Annotated in this window: 21 protein-coding genes and 3 tRNA genes; 14 read left to right on the forward strand and 10 right to left on the reverse strand. The window is 74.6% G+C overall.

From position 1 onward, the window contains the following. Positions 1-49: 49 nt before the first annotated feature. Positions 50-253 carry a cold-shock protein gene (locus KPL60_RS01435; protein ID WP_020627638.1) on the reverse strand — a complete coding sequence of 68 codons (204 nt, stop codon included), beginning with the start codon at positions 251-253 and terminating at the stop codon, positions 50-52. Positions 254-898: 645 nt separating this feature from the next. Here KPL60_RS01435 and KPL60_RS01440 point away from each other — a divergent pair. Then, positions 899-1,927 carry a hypothetical protein gene (locus KPL60_RS01440; RefSeq protein WP_226364630.1) on the forward strand — a complete coding sequence of 343 codons (1,029 nt, stop codon included), beginning with the start codon at positions 899-901 and terminating at the stop codon, positions 1,925-1,927. Between the two features lie 61 nt (positions 1,928-1,988). Here the strand turns inward: KPL60_RS01440 and mftR are convergent, their stop codons facing one another. Continuing rightward, positions 1,989-2,627 (reverse strand): mycofactocin system transcriptional regulator, encoded by a 639-nt coding sequence (gene mftR, locus KPL60_RS01445; protein WP_226354929.1) that lies wholly within the window; start codon positions 2,625-2,627, stop codon positions 1,989-1,991. 235 nt (positions 2,628-2,862) lie between these two features. On the opposite strand from mftR, the gene KPL60_RS01450 reads away from it, so the two are divergent. Both KPL60_RS01450 and KPL60_RS01455 read left to right on the forward strand, forming a co-directional pair. Next, positions 2,863-3,903: a sigma-70 family RNA polymerase sigma factor gene (locus KPL60_RS01450; protein WP_226364631.1), complete on the forward strand. Its 1,041-nt coding sequence runs from the start codon at positions 2,863-2,865 to the stop codon at positions 3,901-3,903. Then, complete coding sequence (locus KPL60_RS01455) at positions 3,882-4,610, forward strand: phosphotransferase enzyme family protein (protein ID WP_226364632.1); 729 nt, start codon at positions 3,882-3,884, stop codon at positions 4,608-4,610. Before KPL60_RS01450 ends, KPL60_RS01455 begins: the two co-directional genes overlap by 22 nt. Positions 4,611-4,617: 7 nt before the next feature. On the opposite strand, the gene KPL60_RS01460 is transcribed toward KPL60_RS01455, so the two are convergent. Continuing rightward, positions 4,618-5,268: an FMN-dependent NADH-azoreductase gene (locus KPL60_RS01460; RefSeq protein WP_226364633.1), complete on the reverse strand. Its 651-nt coding sequence runs from the start codon at positions 5,266-5,268 to the stop codon at positions 4,618-4,620. Positions 5,269-5,359: 91 nt separating this feature from the next. Here KPL60_RS01460 and KPL60_RS01465 point away from each other — a divergent pair, with 91 nt between their 5' ends. The 3 genes from KPL60_RS01465 to KPL60_RS01475 all read left to right on the forward strand — a co-directional run bounded on the left by KPL60_RS01465 (position 5,360) and on the right by KPL60_RS01475 (position 7,097). Further along, a complete protein-coding gene (locus tag KPL60_RS01465) occupies positions 5,360-5,842 on the forward strand; it encodes a MarR family winged helix-turn-helix transcriptional regulator (protein WP_226354925.1) in 483 nt (160 codons plus the stop codon). A 63-nt stretch (positions 5,843-5,905) separates the two neighbouring features. Continuing rightward, positions 5,906-6,460 carry an ATP-dependent Clp protease proteolytic subunit gene (locus tag KPL60_RS01470; RefSeq protein ID WP_226364634.1) on the forward strand — a complete coding sequence of 185 codons (555 nt, stop codon included), beginning with the start codon at positions 5,906-5,908 and terminating at the stop codon, positions 6,458-6,460. A gap of 10 nt (positions 6,461-6,470) precedes the next feature. After that, a complete protein-coding gene (locus tag KPL60_RS01475; protein WP_226354923.1) occupies positions 6,471-7,097 on the forward strand; it encodes a MerR family transcriptional regulator in 627 nt (208 codons plus the stop codon). On the opposite strand, the gene KPL60_RS01480 is transcribed toward KPL60_RS01475, so the two are convergent. Then, positions 7,079-8,020, reverse strand: a complete 942-nt coding sequence (locus tag KPL60_RS01480) for an endonuclease/exonuclease/phosphatase family protein (RefSeq protein WP_226364635.1) — start codon at positions 8,018-8,020, stop codon at positions 7,079-7,081. The genes KPL60_RS01475 and KPL60_RS01480 overlap by 19 nt on opposite strands. 88 nt (positions 8,021-8,108) lie before the next feature. On the opposite strand from KPL60_RS01480, the gene KPL60_RS01485 reads away from it, so the two are divergent. Continuing rightward, positions 8,109-9,047: a hypothetical protein gene (locus KPL60_RS01485; RefSeq protein WP_226354921.1), complete on the forward strand. Its 939-nt coding sequence runs from the start codon at positions 8,109-8,111 to the stop codon at positions 9,045-9,047. On the opposite strand, the gene KPL60_RS01490 is transcribed toward KPL60_RS01485, so the two are convergent. The 6 genes from KPL60_RS01490 to KPL60_RS34415 all read right to left on the reverse strand — a co-directional run bounded on the left by KPL60_RS01490 (position 9,031) and on the right by KPL60_RS34415 (position 12,169). Further along, positions 9,031-9,975, reverse strand: coding sequence for an MBL fold metallo-hydrolase (locus KPL60_RS01490; RefSeq protein WP_226364636.1), 945 nt, complete (start codon positions 9,973-9,975; stop codon positions 9,031-9,033). The genes KPL60_RS01485 and KPL60_RS01490 overlap by 17 nt on opposite strands. Before the next feature lie 83 nt (positions 9,976-10,058). Further along, a tRNA-Phe gene (locus KPL60_RS01495) sits at positions 10,059-10,132 on the reverse strand. 36 nt (positions 10,133-10,168) lie between these two features. Beyond that, positions 10,169-10,242: transfer RNA gene (locus KPL60_RS01500), tRNA-Asp, on the reverse strand. Positions 10,243-10,282: 40 nt separating this feature from the next. Continuing rightward, positions 10,283-10,355, reverse strand: a tRNA-Glu gene (locus KPL60_RS01505). 120 nt (positions 10,356-10,475) lie between these two features. Further along, positions 10,476-10,694 carry a hypothetical protein gene (locus tag KPL60_RS01510; protein WP_062399816.1) on the reverse strand — a complete coding sequence of 73 codons (219 nt, stop codon included), beginning with the start codon at positions 10,692-10,694 and terminating at the stop codon, positions 10,476-10,478. Positions 10,695-10,879: 185 nt separating this feature from the next. Beyond that, positions 10,880-12,169 carry a GDSL-type esterase/lipase family protein gene (locus tag KPL60_RS34415; RefSeq protein WP_226364637.1) on the reverse strand — a complete coding sequence of 430 codons (1,290 nt, stop codon included), beginning with the start codon at positions 12,167-12,169 and terminating at the stop codon, positions 10,880-10,882. Positions 12,170-12,431: 262 nt separating this feature from the next. Here KPL60_RS34415 and KPL60_RS01520 point away from each other — a divergent pair, with 262 nt between their 5' ends. The 7 genes from KPL60_RS01520 to KPL60_RS01550 all read left to right on the forward strand — a co-directional run bounded on the left by KPL60_RS01520 (position 12,432) and on the right by KPL60_RS01550 (position 19,811). Then, positions 12,432-14,321 (forward strand): propionyl-CoA synthetase, encoded by a 1,890-nt coding sequence (locus KPL60_RS01520; RefSeq protein WP_226354918.1) that lies wholly within the window; start codon positions 12,432-12,434, stop codon positions 14,319-14,321. Between the two features lie 150 nt (positions 14,322-14,471). Then, positions 14,472-14,729, forward strand: a complete 258-nt coding sequence (locus KPL60_RS01525) for a hypothetical protein (protein WP_226354917.1) — start codon at positions 14,472-14,474, stop codon at positions 14,727-14,729. Between the two features lie 95 nt (positions 14,730-14,824). Then, the gene (locus KPL60_RS01530; protein WP_062399810.1) at positions 14,825-15,016 is read left to right on the forward strand and encodes a ferredoxin; all 192 of its coding nucleotides are present in this window, start codon (positions 14,825-14,827) and stop codon (positions 15,014-15,016) included. A gap of 96 nt (positions 15,017-15,112) precedes the next feature. Continuing rightward, positions 15,113-16,738, forward strand: coding sequence for an acyl--CoA ligase family protein (locus tag KPL60_RS01535; RefSeq protein ID WP_226364638.1), 1,626 nt, complete (start codon positions 15,113-15,115; stop codon positions 16,736-16,738). A gap of 25 nt (positions 16,739-16,763) precedes the next feature. After that, positions 16,764-17,948: an MFS transporter gene (locus tag KPL60_RS01540; RefSeq protein WP_226364639.1), complete on the forward strand. Its 1,185-nt coding sequence runs from the start codon at positions 16,764-16,766 to the stop codon at positions 17,946-17,948. Positions 17,949-18,024: 76 nt separating this feature from the next. After that, entirely contained in the window at positions 18,025-18,996 is a 972-nt protein-coding gene (locus KPL60_RS01545) for an ATP-binding cassette domain-containing protein (protein ID WP_226364640.1), read from the forward strand. Then, entirely contained in the window at positions 18,993-19,811 is an 819-nt protein-coding gene (locus KPL60_RS01550; protein ID WP_374203828.1) for an ABC transporter permease, read from the forward strand. The genes KPL60_RS01545 and KPL60_RS01550 overlap by 4 nt, the downstream gene beginning before the upstream one ends. Positions 19,812-19,876: the final 65 nt, after the last annotated feature.

Consider the following 19,876-nt stretch of genomic DNA (forward strand, 5'->3'; position numbering starts at 1 on the left):
CGAAGGGAGCCGGCGCCGCCGTGTTGCGCGGGTCGTGCCCGCGCAGAAGTCAGATCACGCGGACCGAGTCGGCCTGCGGGCCCTTCTTGCCCTGGCTGGCCTGGAAGTCGACGCGCTGGTTCTCCTCCAGCGTGCGGAATCCGTTCGACTCGATGGCGGAGTAGTGGACGAAGACGTCCGGTCCCTCGTCGTCGGTGGCGATGAAGCCGAAGCCCTTCTCGGCGTTGAACCACTTGACGGTGCCCTGCGGCATAGCGTGTGTCCTTCTCAGATGGAACGGTTCCGGCCCTCACAGCAAGAGCCGGAGGTCGCGTGGACACCGTCGTGGCACCTCAGCACCGATCGACGACGCCCACCGTCACAACTTCACACGGACGCTTCGCGGCGATCGGAGAAGAACGACTGCAACCGACGCGGACGCTACCACGGCTCGCCGGCACGTCGACCGTCCTCACTCGACGCCCCCGCACGGGCCCGTTCCGCGGCGACGACCGCCCGTCGCACCACTCCGGGGACGATCACGCCGCGTGAGATCCGGGCCGTCGATCGGCGACGGGCGGTCATCACCGTCCCGAACGGGTGAGCGCGGGACGTGTTCCACGCCGTCGGGTGAGCGCCGGGCGCACGTCCTCCCCGGTTCGGGTGGCGACGGCGGCCCGCACTCGCTCCACGGCCCCGCAGGCCCCCGGACGGGGTCGCCCGTTCCGGGTGCGTTGCGGTGCGATCCGCTCACACCGTGACCGGTGGGACCCCTGTGACTCGTGTGGCCACGATCGGGGCACTGGTGGACGACGCCCGGTGACCGCAAGCTCAGCGCCGTCCGTCACCCCGTGCAGCAGCACAGCGAACTGGAGAGACCGTGCGATCCCGAGTCACCACTTCCGTCGCCCTGACCCTCATGATCGGCACCCTGGGTGTGTACGGCGCCGGCGTGGCCGGCGCGGCCGAGCCCGTTCGTGCCTCCACCCCGGCCGCCCCGGCCGCGACCGTCACCCACGCGCCCACCGCGGCGTCCGACGGCCCGCTGGACCGGCTGTTCGACACGCTCTTCGGGAACGGCGCGGCGACCGCCCCGGCGACGCCCGCCGACACCACCGTCCCCGTCCAGGACGTGCCGACCCCGGCCGCCCCGGGCGTTCCCGCGGCTCCGGGCGCCCCGGCTGCTCCGGCCGTCCCCGGCGCGCCGGCCGCGCCGCAGGTTCCCGCCGCCCCGGCCGTTCCGGGTGCGCCGGCGGCCCCGGCCGTGCCGGGTGCTCCGGCCGCGCCCGCCGTACCGGCTGCGCCCGCCGCTCCGGCCGTGCCCGCGGCCCCCGCCGCTCCCGCGGTGCCGGCCACCCCCGCCGTCCCGGGGACGCCAGCCGCGCCCGCCCTGCCCGCGGCCCCGGCCGCCCCGGTGGCGCAGATCGCCCCCGCGGCGCCCGCCGCCCCGGTCGCCCCCGCGGCGCCGGCCGCCCCGGCCGCCTCGGTGACCCCGGCCGTCGCCGTCACCTCGGACACCGCGGCCCGCCAGGCCCCCGAGCCCCCGGCCGTCCCGGGCGCTCCGGGCGTTCCGCAGGCGCCGGCCGCCCCGCAGGCCCCGGCGGCCCCCCAGCCCCCGGCCCTCCCCCAGGCGCCTGCGGCCCCGGCCGTCCCGGGTGCTCCCGCGGCGCCGGCGGTCCCCGCCGTCCCGGGTGCGCCCACCGCTCCGGAGGCCCCGGCCGTTCCGGGCGCTCCGGCTGCTCCCGGTGCCCCCGCGGCTCCGGGTGCCCCGGCCGCTCCCGCCGTGCCCGCGGCCCCGGCGGCGCCGGGTGCCCCGGCCGTCGCCACCGCCCCGGACGGCACCGCCGCTCCGCAGGCCCCGGCCGACGCCCGGACCCAGGACGCGCCGGAGCGCACCGCCCCGACCCGCCCGAGCCTCTGGGAGCGGCTGTTCGGCACCACCCGCTGACCTGCGACGCAGGCACCGCCACGCGACGGCGTCCCGCACCGGGGCGCCGTCGCGGCGCGTCTCAGGGGAGCTCGGTCGCCCAGCCCCGTTGCAACGCCCGCAGCACCTCGTCGAGCAGGTCGGCGAGCTCGGAGCCGTCGTCGGCCAGCCAGCGCTCGTAGGCCGCGATGCACACGCCCAGGCAGGCGTGCCCGACGCTCTGCGGGACGAGCTCCGAGGAGTCCTCACCACGACGCTCGGCAACGTGGTCGGCCACGACCTCCCGCCACGAGGCGTAGCGCAGCGTCGAGTGCGCCTGCAGCGCCGGGGTCTGCAGGATCAGCCGCAGCCGGCGCCGGTGCCAGGGCTGCTCGTCCGGCTCGACGTGGTTGAACTCCAGCACCGCCCGCCGGACCCCCTCCAGCGTCGGCAGGTCCGACGGCTGGGCCGCGAGCACCGCGCGCATCCGCACCAGCTGCTCGTCGAAGGCGCCCCAGGCGATGTCGTTCTTGGAGGCGAAGTACCGGAAGAACGTGCGACGCCCGATCCCCGCGGCGTGCGCGACGTCGTCGACGGTCGTGTGCTCGAACCCCTGGTCGCTGAACATCTCCAGCGCGATGTGCTCGATCTCCGAGCGGGAGGTGACCGGGCGACGACCGGCGCGGCGCGCCCCGCCCCCGCCGGTACTCCCGGTCCCGTCGTTCTCGGTCACCGCTGACATCGTCGCCCCGCCGTGCTCCCCGACTCCTCCGTCGTGCCTGCGACCGGCGGACCGGGAGGGTCGAGCGGAACGCCGTCGGCCCCGATCATCCCACGTCGCGGTCGGCGCGTCGGCGCACGTCGCCCCTGTTCGGCGGCCGTTCGTCGCGCGGGCCCTCCACTTTGTCGGTGTTGCGCGGCACACTCGCGGCCAGACGGACCGGGACCCACCCGGACGGGTACGTCGAGGGGGAACCATGAGCGCACCCGCACGGGCCGCCGACACCACCGTGGACGAGCGGCCACCCGAGGAACGCCTCGAGGACCACCGGCGCGAGCTGACCGGCTACTGCTACCGGATGCTCGGCTCGGCCTTCGAGGCCGAGGACGCGGTGCAGGACACGATGGTCCGGGCCTGGAAGGGCGTCGCGAAGTTCGACGGCCGCTCCTCGCTGCGGTCCTGGCTGTACCGCATCGCCACCAACGTCTGCATCGACGCGCTGAACGGGCGCAAGCGCCGCGCCGTCCCGATGGACATCGGCGGCCCCGGCGCACCGGTCGCCGAGTCGCTGCGCGAGCCGCTGCCCGATGCCGAGTGGCTCGAGCCGATGCCCGACGCCCGGGTGTCGACGCCGGCGGGGGACCCGGCGGACAAGGCCGTCGCGAAGGAGACGATCCGGCTCGCGTTCATCGCGGCGCTGCAGCACCTGCCGGCCCGCCAGCGCGCCGTGCTGATCCTGCGCGAGGTCCTGTGCTGGAAGGCCGCCGAGGTCGCCGAGCTGCTGGACACCTCGGTCGCCTCGGTCAACAGCGCCCTGCAGCGCGCCCGCGCCACCCTGAACGAGCAGGGGATCTCCGAGGCCGCACCGCAGACGTCCCCGGCGATGGACCCGGCCCAGACCGCGCTGCTGATGCGCTACATGGCGGCGTTCGAGGCGTTCGACATGGAGGCGCTGACCGCGCTGCTCCACGAGGACGTCGAGCAGAACATGCCCCCGCTGGAGCTCTGGTTCCGCGGCCGGGACGACGTCATCGCCTGGATGGCGACCGGCCCCGGGCAGGGCTGCCGCGGGTCGCGGGTGGCTCCGGTGGAGATCAACGGGACGGTCGGCTTCGCCCAGTGGAAGCCGTCCGGGCCGAACGGGGAGTTCGAGGCCTGGGGCATCACCGCCCTGCGGATCGAGGACGGGGCCGTCACCGGGCTGAGCATCTTCCTCAATACCGAGCTGTTCGGCTACTTCGGGCTGCCGCTGAAGCTGGCCGACCGGCCGGAGCTGTGGGAGCCGAAGGCGGGCTGACGCCGCCCGGACTCGCCGCCTGGCCGGGGCTGCGCATCACGGCCCGGCTCGGCGGCGGGCACCGCGGCGCGGTCTGGGCGGCGACCGACGGGAGCCGACGGCTGGTGGTCCACCGCAGCGGGCGGACGCCCGCGGCGCTGGACTGGGAGCTCGACCTGACCGGCGAGCTGCGGGCCCACGGTTTCCGCGTACCCGAGGTCGTCCCGACCGGTGACGGGCGACGGCGGTGCGGGGCGGTCGTCGTCCGGACCTGGCTCGACGGCGACCCGCCCGGGCCGGGCGACGAGGCGACCGTCGCCGCCGAGCTGCACCGGCTGCACGCCCTCACCTCGGGGCGGCACCAGCGGCCGGGGTTCGTGGGCACGATCGAGCTGCTCGCGGGCGCCGTCCGGGGCGGGGACGTGGACCTGACCGCGATGCCGTCCGACGTCGCGGAGTGCCGGGCCGCCTGGGCCGTGCTGGACGGTCCGGTCGCCGTCGTCCACGGCGACCCCGGCCCGGGCAACATCCGGGTCCTGGACGGACGTCCGGGCCTGCTCGACTGGGACGAGTGCCGGGTGGACCGGACGGCGCTCGACCTCGACGGTGGGCCCGGGGCGGCCCGCGAGGTCCGCCGCGCCGTCGACGCGTGGGAGGTCTCCGCCTGCTGGACCGTCGAACCCGGCTACGCCCGGGAGCGGCTCGCCGCGCTGCGCGCCGCCCCCTGACCGGTCCTCACGCCGCCGGCGTCACCGCGGCGACCCGCTCTCCCGCCGTCCGGGCGTCGACGCGGGCGCGCTCGCGCTTCTCCGCGGCCAGCGGGCGCAGCTCGCTCATCGCGGGCACCACGTCGGCCAGGGTCAGCTCCGTCTCCACGACGGTCACGTCGGCACCCCAGACGTCGCGCAGGATGCGGGTGATCCAGCCGGAGCCGTGGTCCCAGCCCTCGCGCGGGGTGCCCGGCCCGTAGCCGCCGCCCCGGGAGACGACGAGCACGACCGGGCGGCCGGCGAGGGGCGTGCTGCCCGGCGCGAACCGGGTGTCGGTGATCAGGGCGTCGACCCAGGTCTTCAGGTGCGCGGCGATGCCGAAGTTGTAGAGCGGCGACCCGATGACGACGGCGTCCGCGGCCAGCACCTCGTCGGCCAGCTCCGCGATGCGCGCGAGGGCCCCGCGCTGCTCCGGGGTGCGGTCGGCCTCGGCCACGTACCCGGCCGCGACCGCGGTGGTCCACAGGTCGGCGGGCAGCGGGGCGGTGCCCAGGTCACGGCGGACGACCTCGGCCCCCGGCCGCGCGTCGAGGTAGGCGCGCTCGACCTCGTCGGCGATCTCGCGGCTGACGGAGCCCTCGGTGCGGATGCTCGCGTCGAGTCGGAACAGGGACACGGTGACCTCCCGGTCGATCTGAAGTGAAGATGTTCTGTTGAACAGAGTATCTGCACGGGAGAAGACCTTGGCAAGCACGTATCCTGTGACGATGTCCGGTCCGTCCGCCCCGCAGAGCGTCGAGTGCGACCTGGCGTGGGCGTTGACCCGGGTGGCGCGCGACCACGCCACGGCGGTGCAGTGCGTCGTCGGCACGCTGCCCGGCGGTCAGCGCGGTTTCCAGGTGCTCGCCGCCGCGGCCGGGGACGATCCGCCCACCCAGCTCGCACTCGCCCGCAAGCTCGGCGTGGACCGCACCGTGATGACCTACCTGCTGGACAAGGTCCAGGAGGCGGGACTGATCGAGCGGCACCCCGACCCGAACGACCGGCGGGCCCGCCGGATCGTGCTCACCACGGCCGGCCGGGCGCTGCTCTGCGAGACCGAGACGCGGCTGCGCGCCGCCGAGGCCCACATCCTGGCGCCGCTCTCGCCGGACGAGCAGGGCGCGCTCCGGACGCTGCTGCGCCGGGTCGCGACCGCGGGCACCGACCCGACCTCCGCCGAGGGCGAACCCCGTCCGCCGTCGGCGTAACCGCAGGTCGGGCGGTCCGTCCCGGCTCTAGCGTCGGACGGGCACCCGAGGAGCGGAGATCCGATGCCCGTCCTGTCCACCCCGTCCGACCCCGCCGACCGCCTGCTCGGCGAGCGGATCGTGCTGCTCGCCCGCGAGCTCGACGACGACGTCGCCGCCGAGACCTGCGCGCGCCTGCTGCTGCTGGCCGCGGAGGACCCGCGCCGCGACATCACCCTGCACGTCCTGGCGCCCGGCGGCTCCCCGGTCGCCGCAATGGCGGTGCACGACACGATCCGCACGCTCGGAGTCGACGTCGCGACCGTCGCCGCGGGATCGCTCGCGGGCCCGGTGCCGTTCCTCGTCGCGTCGGGGACGCCGGGCAAGCGGCTCGCCCGCGCGCACGCCGCGTTCCTGCCCACCGCCGACGGCCCGGTCCGCGGCTCGCACCCCGGCGACGTGCGGGTCCGGGCCGACCACCTCGCCGGACGCCGCCGCGAGATCGAGTCGCTGACCGCGGCGTACTGCGGCGCCCCGCTGCCCGACGACGCCCGGGACCGCTGGCTGTCGGCGGCGGAGGCGGTGACCTTCGGCATCGTCGACGGGCTGTCGGAGCCCCGGGCCGAAACGGATAGCTAGAGTCTCCGATGTGCGAGTCTCGGATCTGTCCCGGTCGTCCGGTGTCCCCGTCGCGACGATCAAGTACTACCTGCGCGAGGGCCTGCTGCCCCGCGGCGAGACGACGTCACCGAACCAGGCCCGCTACGACGACGCGCACGTCCGCCGGCTGCGCCTGATCCGGGCGCTCGTCGAGGTCGGCGGGCTGCCGATCGCCACCGTCCGCGAGGTGCTGTCGGCCGTCGACGACCCCGCGGTCGGCCTGCACGACATGCTCGGCCGGACGGTGTACGCGATCACCGGTGACGTCGGCGCGTCCGGCTCGCTCGACGAGGCGGAGGCCGACCTGGCCGGAGCCATGGCCCACGTGGGCTGGCAGGTCGAGAAGGACGCGCCCGCCCTGGCCGGGGCCCGGTCGGTGCTGGCCCGGATGCACGAGCTGGGCTGGGGACCCGGCGAGGAGACCCTGCGGGCGTGGGCCGAGGCCGCCGACCGCGCCGCGGAGGGTGACCTGGCCGCGATCGGGCGGACCGCCGACCGCGAGGAGGCCGCGGAGACCGCACTGGTCGGCACCGTCCTCGGCGACGCCCTGCTCGCGGCCCTGCGCCGGATCGCCCAGGAGAGCCGCTCCGCGCGGCTCTACCGCGCCGGACCCTGAGTCCCCGGCAGCCGCACCGTCACCAGCACCGCGCGGTGGTCGCTGCCCGGGGTCTCGAGGACGACGTGGCGGCGGGTCACCGACCCGCGGGGCACGAGGACGTGGTCGATGCGGATCCCGGCCCAGCGCGGCAGCGACGACGGGAAGGTCGCCACGAGCCCCCGCCCGGTGCCGTCGGTGGCGTCGACGCAGCCCCCGGACGCGTCGCGCAGCCGCCGGTGGTCGACGACGGCGTTGAGGTCACCGGCCACGACCGGCGCCGGCCCGGCGCGGGTCCACTCCCCGATCAGCGCGAGCTCACCGGTCCACAGCTCGGTCCACCGCGGGTTCGTCGGCGCGGAGGTGTGCACCGCGTACAACGTCCGGGCACCGAGCAGCCCGCCGGTGACCTCCAGGTGCGGCAACCGCATCCCCTGCCCTGGCCGGACGTCGACGTCCCCGGCCCGCGGCGCGACCAGCACCACCGTGCCGCGCTGGTCCGGGACGCCGGGCGGGACCGAGGACCAGCCGCGGTAGCCGTCGAGCAGGGGCAGGAGCCGGTCGAGGTAGGCGACGCCCGCCTCGGGCAGCACGACGACGTCCGGCCGCTCCCGGGTCACCGTCGCGGCGAGCGCACCGGTGTCGGCCCGCCCCAGCAGCACGTTCGCGACGAGCACGGTCAGCTCGGGCCCGTCCGGCAGCGGCCCGGCCGGGCGCGGCAGCACCCGTCGCAGCGCGGGAGCGGCGGCGGCGGCGCCGGCCAGCCCCACCGCCGTCGCGGTGCGGCGCAGCCCGGCGAGCCGCAGGAGACCCGCGACCCCCAGTCCTGCGACGCCGAGGTGCGGGCGCAGCGCGGTCAGCCCGACCAGGGCGGAGCGCCGGTCGGTCCGCCACCGCCGCGGCAGCACGGTGACGGCGGTACGCAGGGCTCGGTCGACGATCACGGACACGGGTGGACAACGGACGCGGGCCGCACTCGGTTCCACCTGATCCACATGGACAGTACGAGTATCCGATAGTTACGGTATCCGCATGAGGGGCATCGTCGCGTGGCACCGTCCGTTGATGGTCGTCGGTCTCGCCTGCGCCGCGGCCGTGCCGCTCGGCGTCCTGGGCACCCTCGTCGACCCGCGCGAGGTGCTCGGCGCGCCGGTATGGCTCAAGCCCACCAAGTTCGCCGTCTCCATCGCGATCTTCTGCGTGACCTGGGCCTGGCTGTACGACCAGCTGCGTTCCAGGCGCGGCCGGACCCGTGGCGCGTTCCTCGCGGGCACGGTCGCGGCGGTGGCCCTCGCGGTGGAGATGGTCGTCATCGCCGTCCAGGCCGGGCGGGGCACGACCAGCCACTTCAACTACACCTCGCCGCTCGACACCGGCCTGTGGGCCACCATGGGGATCTCGATCGTCCTCGCCTGGCTGGCGACGTTGTGGGTCGCCGCCGGCCTGTTCGCGGTGCGCGACCTCGACCCCGCCCGCACCGTCGCGATCCGCGCCGGGGCGGTGCTCGCGCTGGTCGGGATGGCGCTCGGCTTCCTGATGACCTCACCGACCCCGGGCCAGCTCGCCGACTTCCGCGGGATCGCCGGAGCGCACACCGTCGGCGTCCCCGACGGCGGCCCGGGCCTGCCGCTGGTCGGGTGGAGCACGCTGGGCGGTGACCTGCGCGTCCCGCACTTCGTCGGGATGCACGCGCTGCAGCTGCTGCCACTGCTGCTGATCGCGTTCGAGCTGACCGCCTGGCGGGTGGCCCGGCTGGCCGACCCACGGGTGCGCCGCGACCTGATGACGACGGCCGCCGCCGGCTACACCGGCCTGCTCGCCCTGCTGACCTGGCAGGCCCTGCGGGGACAGCCGCTCGTCTCCCCGGACGCGTTCACCGTCGCCGCCGCCGGGATGCTGACGGTCCTGGTGGTGGCCGGTGCCGTCGTCGCGCTGCGGGAGCGACGACCGGTGCTCACGCCAGGCAGGTGAGCGGGCGCCCGCCGTTGTACTCGACCATCTCGGCGAGCGCGGCCATGATGTCGATCGGGGCGCCGCGCTCGGCGCCGTCGAGTTCGGCGTAGGCGCGGTGCAGGTTCCCGACGATGCGCTCGGCGTCCGGCCAGTCGGTGAACCGGCCGAGGTCGGTGTCGCGGGCGGCCTCCAGCGGGCGGATGCCGGCGTCGCGGGCGCGCTCGGCCAGGTCGAGGACGAACCGCAGGTAGTCGAGCGTGTCCCGGACCGGCCCGTCGCCCTGGAACACCGGCCCGTGGCCGGGCACCGTCGTCGCGGCCCCGAGCGGGAGCACCACCTGCTCCAGGACGTCGATCGCGCCGGTCACCGAGCCCATCAGCAGGAACGGCGTGCCGCCGTTGAAGACCAGGTCCCCGCAGTAGAGGACCGACCGGTCGGGCACGTGCACGAGGACGTCGTTGGTGGTGTGAGCGGGCGTCCCGACGTGGAGGACGTCGGCCCGCAGGTCCCCCAGGTGCAGCGCGATGCGGTCGGTGAAGGTGAGGAACGGCGGGTCCAGCGGGAGCGAGCCCCAGTCGCCGTGGTCCCAGAACGGCAGATCCCGGGGCGGGCCGAAGGCGATCATCTCCGTGCGTGCCCGCTCGTGTGCGACGACCGTCGCGCCGGAGAACAGGGCGTTGCCCCAGGTGTGGTCGCCGTGGTGGTGGGTGTTGACCAGCGTGCGGACCGGCCGGTCGGTGACCTCGCCGATCGCGGCCGCGAAGGCCCGGGTCCGGCGCTCGGTGGAACAGGAGTCGACGGCGACGGCGCCCTGCGGCCCGACGAGCAGGCCCGCGTTGTTGATCCACCAGGTGCCGTCCGGTTGGACGTAGGCGTAGAGCCCGTCGGAGATCTCCTCCAGCCGCGGCGGGCCAGGGACGGTGATGTCGTGCGGGTGGGTGCTCATCGGCCGATCATGACCGGAACGGACCCCGAACGCACGAGAGCCGGTCGGTGGCTACCGACCGGCTCTGCGGGGGATCAGGACTGTGGCCAGGGGCGGGGTCGAACCGCCGACCTTCCGCTTTTCAGGCGGACGCTCGTACCAACTGAGCTACCTGGCCCCGGCCTCCGGTGAACCGGAGATCCAGAGAGTGGAGCGACCCAGACGGGACTCGAACCCGCGACCTTCGCCGTGACAGGGCGACGCGCTAACCAACTGCGCCACTGGGCCTTGCTCTCGCGAGAAGCATCGTATCCGATACCTCTCCCGGTACCCCCAACGGGATTCGAACCCGCGCTGCCGCCTTGAAAGGGCGGAGTCCTAGGCCGCTAGACGATGGGGGCTGGGACCAGGCCCGGGGGCCTCGACCTTCCCTCAACGGCTGTCCGTTGGGAGTGAGGAAACCTTACGACACCGCTCCGAGAGGCTCTGCAACCACCCCCCGGTTCCGGCGTCGCCGCAGGTCAGCGAGCCACGGGTGGCGGCTGTTCCGGGTTGCCGGAGATCAGCCCCAACATGTCGAGCAGCTCGCGCAGGTCTTCGGAGTCGTCCGAGTTCCGGGCGACGACGAGCCGGGCGCGCTGCACCTGGTCGTCGGAGACCTTGAAGGCGTCGGCCGCGTTCCGCGGCGCCGGAATGGAACTGGTGTCGTCGTCGATGCCGCGCTTCGCGCCGATGGTCACGAGGCCTCCCCGTAGGCCGCCAGGACCTGCTCCGGGCCCGTCCGTGGGACGCGCCGCGTGCCGGTGTCCGTCGGTACCGCCACGTGTTGTGGCCGTGACCAAGACGTTACCCATCGTGCGGGGGCCCCGCACGCCCCTTCCCGGGTGACGGCCGGTCACCCAGCGCTGCGCGGGACGGGTGCGGCTCAGCGATCCGGCGAGACCCGGCAGGGGCTGCCGGACAGCTCCCCGACCGGCACGGATGCCGCCAGCGCCCGGTACCCGGCGGGCGACGGGTGGAGCCCGTCGCCGGAGTCCAGGTCGGGCCGGAGCCGGAGCGGGTCACCCGGGTCGCCCAGTGCGGCGGCCGCGTCGATCACCCCGTCGGCCCAGCGGCGGCCGTCCGAACGGAGCCAGCCGTTCACCTCGTCCCGGGCCGCGACGGCCGTCGGGGTGGCGCGACCGCCGCTGGCCGACGGCGGGATGGTGGTGAGGAACACGCGCAGCCCCGCGGCGCGGGCGCGCTGGGCGAAGCCCTGCAGCCCGGCGACGAGGTCACCGCCGGCCGCGCCGGCGGCGAGGTCGTTGGTGCCGACGAGCAGCACCACGTCGCGCACGCCGGGGACGGCGGCCACGTCGTCGTCCCAGCGGGTCGACGGCGCGTCACCGCCGGCCGGCGGGTCGTCCTGCAGCAGCTGGTTGCGCGACAGCCCCGCGTTGAGCACGATCATCGGCCGGTCGCCGCCCGCCGCGGACAGCCGGGCGGCGAGCTGGTCGGGGAAGCGGTCGTCGCCGCCGGGGGTGGAGCCCACGCCGTCGACGAGGGAGTCCCCGATCACGAGGACGGCGCCGTCCGGGCGGGGCGCCAGGACCTCCAGACCGGTCAGCACCGGCCAGGACTGCAGGGTCGTGTCGAAGCCCGCCGCGTCCGGCGCCGCGGTGCGGTCCCCCGGCCCGGACAGCCACGCGGTGCGCATCGCGACCGGGTGCGAGCCGATCGTGCGCGGCACCTCGGCGAGGAACAGGCTCACCGTCAGTGGCACGCCCGCCGCGGCGGCGACCGGTGCGGGATCGGTCAGCACCTCGGCACCCGCCGGGATGTCGGCCACGGGGGCACCGCCGACGGTCAGCGGGACCGGCCGGGTCACCGCGGCGCCCGGGCCGGTGGCGCCGACGGTCATCGCCGCGATCCGCAGCGGCCCGTCGCCGTGCCGGTTGGACAGCCGCAGCCGCAGCTCCTCCCCCGCCGCGCCGGGCCGCACCACCATCCGCAGCGTCCGGCCGGCGAGGCTGTCGCCGGGGACGGCCTGCTGCGCGGCGTGCCAGGCGGCCGTCCAGCCGGGGGTGCACGTCGTCGCCGCGGCCGCCGCCGGGACGACCGACGGGACCGGGGCGCAGCCCGCGGCCACGAGCCCGGCGAGCAGTGTCCCGAGCACCGCCGCACCGGCGGGACCCCGCCTGCCACGCCACCGGACCGCACCGTCGTCGGGCCGCACCGGCACCGCCTCTCGTCCGTGGGCCCGCCCGCGGATCGGACGGGTCCCCCACGCGCTGTGTCGGGCCGTCACCCGATCACGTTACGGATCTGCCCGGTCACACTGCGACGATCGGCGCATCGTCGTCGACGAACGGCCTGTCCCTCCGGAGCGGTCCGCCCACGAGAGGGCTGCACACTGTCGGTGTCACCTCCTAGGGTCGTCGGCGACACGAGGGGCGGCCACCGTGGGCCGCCGGGATCGCCAGGGGAAGAGGACGACGGTGACCGCCTACGAGGAGATCTTCCGTTCCAGTGTGGACGACCGTGAGGGCTTCTGGCTCCGCGCGGCCGACGGGATCGACTGGGACGTCGCCCCGACCCGCGCGCTCGACGAGTCGAACCCGCCGTTCTACCGCTGGTTCCCCGACGGGGAGCTGAACGTCGCGTACAACGCGCTCGACCGGCACGTCGACGCCGGGAACGGCGACCGCACGGCCCTGGTGTACGACTCGCCGGTCACCGGGTCGCGGCGCTCCTACACCTACGCGGAGCTGCGCGACGAGGTCGCGCTGTTCGCGGGCGTGCTGCGCGACCAGGGCGTCGGCCACGGCGACCGGGTCGTCGTCTACATGCCGATGGTCCCCGAGGCCGCGATCGCGATGCTCGCCTGCGCCCGCCTCGGCGCCGTCCACTCGGTGGTCTTCGGCGGGTTCGCCGCCAAGGAGCTCGCCGTCCGGATCGACGACGCCGGGCCCAAGGTCGTCGTCTCGGCGTCCTGCGGCATCGAGGGCAAGCGCGTCATCGAGTACAAGCCGCTGCTCGACCGGGCGATCGAGCTGTCGGACCGCAAGCCCACGTCCACGGTGATCCTGCAGCGCGAGCAGGCCACCGCGCAGCTGGGCCCGGCCGACGTCGACTGGGCCGAGGCCGTCGCCCGCGCCACGCCCGCCGACCCGGTCCCGGTGAAGGCCACCGACCCGCTCTACGTGCTCTACACCTCCGGCACCACCGGCAAGCCGAAGGGCGTGGTGCGCGACTCGGGCGGCTACGCCGTCGCCCTGGCCTGGTCGATGCCCAACATCTACGACGTCGGCCCCGGCGAGACGATCTTCACCGCGTCCGACGTCGGCTGGGTCGTCGGCCACTCCTACATCGTCTACGCGCCGCTGCTGGCCGGGGCGACGACCGTGCTCTACGAGGGCAAGCCCGTCGGCACGCCGGACGCCGGCCAGTTCTGGCGGGTCGTCCAGGAGAACGGGGTGAAGTCGGTCTTCACCGCGCCCACGGCGTTCCGGGCGATCAAGAAGGAGGACCCGAAGGGCGAGTTCCTCGGGCAGTACGACGTCTCCTCGCTGAAGTACCTCTTCCTCGCCGGCGAGCGCCTCGACCCCGAGACCCACCGCTGGGCCTCGGACCTGCTCGGCATCCCCGTCATCGACCACTGGTGGCAGACCGAGACCGGCTGGCCGATCGCGGCCAACCCGGCGGGCATCGAGCTGCTGGAGATCAAGCCCGGCTCCCCGACCCGTGCCATGCCCGGCTGGGACGTCCAGGTCCTCGACGAGCGGGGCGACCCGGCCGAGCCCGGTGTCGACGGCGCGATCGTGGCGAAGCTGCCGCTGCCGCCCGGTGCGTTCCCGACCCTGTGGAACGACGACGAGCGCTACGTCAGCTCCTACATGTCGGCGTTCGAGGGCTACTACCTCACCGGCGACGGCGGCCACCTCGACGCCGACGGCTACGTCTTCGTCATGGGCCGCACCGACGACGTCATCAACGTCGCGGGCCACCGTCTGTCCACCGGCGGGATGGAGGAGGTCCTGGCCTCGCACCCGGACGTCGCGGAGTGCGCGGTGATCGGCGTCGCGGACACCATGAAGGGGCAGATCCCGCGCGGGTTCGTGGTGCTGAAGTCCGGCGTCGACAGCGACGCGGAGGGCTACGAGGACGGGCTGCGCGCCGAGCTCGTGCAGATGGTGCGCGACCAGATCGGCGCGGTCGCCTCCCTCAAGGACGTCGCGGTCGTCCCGGCCCTGCCCAAGACCCGCTCCGGCAAGATCCTGCGCAAGACGATGCGCGGGATCGCCGACGGCGTCGAGGAGCCGGTGCCCTCCACCATCGACGACGCGTCGGTGCTGGACACGCTGCGTCCGGTGCTGCGCAGGGAGTGAGCGCCCTCCATCGGGTGGTCCGGATGCACCCCCGCTTGACCCGGATCACCCGATGGCGGTAACGGCGGACGGCCGCGACCCGATGGTTGGTCGACGGCCGCTGCCGCTCCCCGGCATCCCCCCGCGCGGTCGTCGACGTGGAGGTGTGCCGTGGACCCGGCGCGACTGCGACTCGCGGCACTGGCCGCCCCGGTGGTGCTCGGCGCCCTGCTCGGCGTGGCCGCGATGCTCGAACCCGACGAGGTGCGCCTGCCCTCGGTCGGCAGCATCCCGGTGACCACCCGGGCGACGACCGCGATCCTCACCGGGGCACCGCACACCACCCCGCCGCCGACGCCCGTGCAGGCCCGCGCGAACCTCGCGCCGCAGCCGTTGCCGACCGCCGCCCAGACCCGCGACAGCCGCTGACCTGCGGCCTTCCCGAGCGGGGAAGGGAAGCATAACCGCAGGTCAGGGGGCCCTCAGTCCTGCGGCGTCGTCCCGGCGGGGGCACCATGGGTGCCATGAAGGTCATCGTGGATTTCGACCGCTGCGAGAGCAACGCGGTCTGCATGGGTGTCGCGCCGGAGGTCTTCGAGGTGCGCGACGACGACTACCTCTACATCCTCGACGAGAACCCGGCCGAGTCGCTGCGGCCGAAGGTCGAGGAGGCGGCACGGAGCTGCCCCAAGGCCGCCATCACGATCGAGGGCTGAGCCCAGCGCCGGGACTGAGCCGGCGCAGGTTGCCGGGCACTCCTCGCGGCGAGCAGGATCGCGGCGACGAGTGCACCGCCTGCGAAGGAGCCGACCGTGACACAGGGCGCGACGACCGACGTCTGGACCACCCCGCTCACCCCGCTGGCCTTCCTGGGCCGCTCGGCCGAGGTGTTCGCGGAGTCCACGGCGATCGTCTACGGCGACCGCAGGCACACCTACGCCGAGTTCGCGGCGGAGGCGACCCGGGTGGCGAACGCACTCGCCGCGTCGGGCGTCGAGCCCGGTGACCGGGTCGCCTACCTGCTGCCGAACGTCCCGGAGATGCTCGTCGCGCACTTCGCGGTGCCGCTCGCCGGCGCGGTCCTGGTCGCGATCAACACGCGGCTGTCGACCGAGGAGGTCCGCTACATCCTGGACCACTCGGCGGCCACGGTGCTGGTCGTCGACGCCGTCCTGTACGAGACGGTCCGCCCGGTCGCCGACGAGCTGGCCACGGTCCGCGAGATCGTCACCGTCGTCGACCCGGCGGCGCCCGGCGACGGCGTCGGCTCCGGGACCAGCTACGCCGACCTGCTCGCCCGCGGCTCGGACGACCAGCGGCCCTGGGCCGTCGACGACGAGCGCGCCACCATCACGATCAACTACACCTCGGGGACGACCGGCAACCCGAAGGGCGTCGAGTACCACCACCGCGGTGCGTACCTGAACTCCTTCGGCGAGATCGTCCACTCCGGGCACACCGCGGACAGCGTCTACCTGTGGACGCTGCCGATGTTCCACTGCAACGGCTGGTGCACCCCGTGGGCCGTGACGGCGATCGGCGGCACCCACGTCTGCCTGCGCGAGGTGCGCGGCGACACCATCTGGCGGCTGATCGGCGAGCACGGCGTCACCCATCTCAACGGCGCCCCGACCGTCGTCACGACGATCATGAACGCGCCCGAGGCCGTGACCCTGGACTACCGGCTGGTGATCACCACGGCGGGGGCGCCGCCGTCGCCGACCACGATCCTGCAGATGGAGCGGATGGGGTTCCGGATCGTGCACGTGTACGGGCTCACCGAGACCTACGGGCCGTACTCGGTGAACCAGTACCAGCACGCCTGGGACGACCTCGACGCCGAGGAACGCGCCCGGCTCCAGGCCCGCCAGGGCGTCGGCATGGTGTGCGCGGACCGGGTGCGGGTCGTCGACGAGCAGATGGCCGACGTCCCCCGCGACGGCGCCACGATGGGCGAGATCGTGATGCGCGGGAACAACGTCATGAAGGGCTACCACCGCGACCCCGAGAAGACCGCCGAGGCGTTCCGCGGCGGCTGGTTCCACTCCGGGGACCTGGGCGTCGTGCACCCCGACGGCTACGTCGAGCTGCGCGACCGCGCCAAGGACGTGGTGATCTCCGGTGGGGAGAACATCTCCACCGTCGAGGTCGAGCAGGCCGTCGTGTCGCACGACGCGGTGCTGGAGGCGGCCGTCGTCGGGGTGCCGGACGAGAAGTGGGGCGAGGTCTGCAAGGCCTTCGCCGTGCTCAAGCCGGGGCGGTCCGCCGAGCCCCAGGAGATCATCGACCACGTCAAGACGAGGATCGCCCGGTACAAGGCGCCCAAGTACGTCGAGCTCGTCGACGAGCTGCCCAAGACCTCCACCGGCAAGGTCCAGAAGTTCGAGCTGCGCGAGAAGGAGTGGGCAGGTCGCGGGGACTCCCGGATCCAGGGATGACGCAAATCGGTTAGCGTTGCTGAACGTGAGCATCGCAACCGAACCGGGCACGACGGACGTCGCGGCGCCGTCCGCCTTCCGCGTCGCCTCCGGCGCGGTCATCGTGACGACGGCATCGGTGCTCCCGGTGTTCCTCACGGGCGCCCTGTCGGTGCAGCTCTCGCGCGACCTGGCCTTCGACCCGTCCGGGCTGGGCCTGGTCGTCGCGCTGTACTTCGGGGTCAGTGCGCTGTGCTCGCTGCCGGTCGGCATGGTCGTCGAGCGGGTCGGGTCGCGGGTGACCAGCCGGATCGCCGTCGTCGGGGCGGCGGTGCTGATGGCGGCGCTGGCCCTGGGCGCGCGGTCCTACGTCGCGCTCGTCGTGCTGCTGCTCTGCGGCGCCTGGTGCAACGTGATGGGCCAGCTGTCGTCGAACCTGACGCTCGCGCACTCGGTGCCCGCGCACCGGCTGGGGCTGTCGTTCGGGGTGAAGCAGGCCGCGATCCCGGCGGCGACGCTGCTGGCCGGGCTGGCCGTCCCCGCGGTGGCGCTGACCGTGGGCTGGCGCTGGGCGTACGGGATCGGCGCGGTGCTGGCCCTGGCCGCGCTGTTCGCGTGCCCGCGCACCGACGCCCGTCCGGCTGCCCGCACGGGGAAAGGCGACCGGGCGACGGCCGCGCTCGCGGTGATCGGCGCGGCCTCCGGGCTCGCCGCCGGGACGGCCACCGCGCTCGGCATCTTCCTGGTCGCCTCGGCGGTGGACCGCGGGATCGACCCCGGTACGGCCGGGCTGATGCTGACCCTCGGCAGCGTCGTCGGGCTGTCGGTGCGGATGCTGCACGGGTGGCTGGCCGACATGCGCTCGGGCGGCCACGTCGCCGTCGTCGCGGCGAGCCTCGCCGCGGGCGCCGGCGGGTTCCTGCTGCTCGCCGTGCCCGGGACGCCCGCGCTGGTCGTCGGGGTGGTGCTGGCGTTCGGGCTGGGCTGGGCGTGGCCGGGTCTGCTGCAGTTCGCCGTGGTGCGGCTCAACCCGTCCGCCCCGGCCGCGGCGACGTCGATCGTGCAGGTCGGTGTCTACGCCGGCGGTTTCGCCGGGCCGATCGTCTTCGGCTCGCTCGCCACCCACGCGGGCTTCCCGACCGCGTGGACGGTCAACGCCGTCGTGATGCTGGTGTCGGCGGCGTTGATGCTGGTCGGGCGACGGATGCTGGTCGCGCACGCGCGTCGCTGAGCGGAAACAGGGCCGGAACTGTCGGGGTGATAGGGCACAGTGGCGTCCGCTCAGGCCTTCCAAGGGGGACATCACGATGCCGGACGCGATCCGCGCCACGGGACTGGTCAAGACCTACGGGTCGCTGCGGGCACTCGACGGGGTCGACCTGTCGGTGCCGGAGGGGACGGTGCTCGGCCTGCTGGGCCCGAACGGCGCCGGGAAGACCACGGTCGTCCGGGTGCTGACCACACTGCTGACACCGGACGCGGGCGAGGCCACCGTGGCCGGCGTGGACGTGCTGGCCGACCCCGCCGCGGTGCGCAGCCGGATCGGCCTGTCCGGGCAGTACGCCGCGGTCGACGAGTACCTGACCGGCTTCGAGAACCTGGAGATGGTCGGGCGGCTCTACCACCTGGGGCGCCGCCGGGCCCGGGACCGTGCCCGTGAGCTGCTGGCCGACTTCGGCCTGACCGACGCCGCGGACCGTCCGGCCCGGACCTACTCCGGCGGGATGCGCCGCCGGCTCGACCTGGCCGGAGCGCTCGTCGCCGACCCGCCGGTGCTGCTGCTCGACGAGCCGACCACGGGGCTGGACCCGCGCAGCCGCAACGACCTGTGGGACGTGATCCGCGGGCTCGTCGCGCGCGGGACGACGCTGCTGCTCACCACCCAGTACCTGGAGGAGGCCGACGCGCTGGCCGACGAGATCGTGGTCATCGACCACGGCCGGGTCATCGCCCGCGGCACCGCGGACGAGCTCAAGTCGCAGGTCGGCGGGGAGCGCCTGGAGGTCACGACCAGCCTGGCCGACGACCTGGAGCCCACCGCCGCGCTGCTCGCCCCGCTCGGCGTGGGTGAGGCCGTGCTGGACCGGCACCGCCGCTCCCTGACGATGCCGGTCAGCGGCGGGGTCGAGGTGCTGCGCGCCGCGCTGGACCGGCTCGCCGACGCCGGCACCAAGGTCGACGACGCGGGGCTGCGCCGCCCGACGCTCGACGACGTCTTCCTCACCCTGACCGGGCGCCCCGCCGACGAGGCGGACCAGGCCGAGGAGCCGACCCCGTGAACGCCGCCGCCACCATGCTCGCCGACGCCTCCGTCGTCGCGAAGCGCAACCTGATCAAGATCAAGCGGGTGCCGGACCTGCTGGTCTTCACGACCCTGTCCCCGATCATGTTCGTGCTGCTGTTCGCCTACGTCTTCGGCGGCGCGATCGACCCGACCGGCGGCGGGGCCGGGTACCGCGAGTTCCTGATGGCCGGGATCTTCGCCCAGACCGTCATCTTCGGGGCCACGAACACCGGCGCCGGGCTCGCCGAGGACGTCAAGAAGGGCATCATCGAGCGGTTCCGCTCGCTGCCGATGTCGTCGTCGGCGGTGCTGACCGGCCGGACCCTGTCCGACGTGGTGAACAACCTGATCGTGCTGGTCGTGATGTCGCTGACCGGGCTGCTGGTCGGCTGGCGCATCCACACCTCGGTCGGCGAGGCGCTCGCCGGGTTCGCGGTGCTGATCGTGTTCGCCTACGCGTTCTCGTGGGTGATGGCGTTCGTCGGGCTGCTGGTGCCGAGCCCGGAGGTCGTGAACAACGCGTCGTTCATCGTGATCTTCCCGGTGACGTTCCTGGCGAACACCTTCGTGCCGCTGAACTCGCTGCCGGGGCCGCTGCGGGTGTTCGCCGAGTGGAACCCGGTCTCGGCGGTCACCGCGGCCGCGCGGACCCTGTTCGGCAACGACGGCGCGATCCCGGCCTCGGCGTCCGCCTCGGACGCCTGGCCGCTGCAGCACCCGGTGCTCTACGTGCTGATCTGGTCGGTCGTGATCGTCGCGGTGTTCGCACCGCTGGCGAGCCGCCAGTACCGGCGGGCCGCGAGCCGCTGACCCCGCCGGCGCCGGTCCCACTACGGTCCCCCTGCGGCGGAACGGTTCCGCCGCGGAGGGGGCCG

This window comes from Pseudonocardia sp. ICBG162, from assembly GCF_020496225.1.
Lineage (GTDB): Bacteria > Actinomycetota > Actinomycetes > Mycobacteriales > Pseudonocardiaceae > Pseudonocardia > Pseudonocardia alni.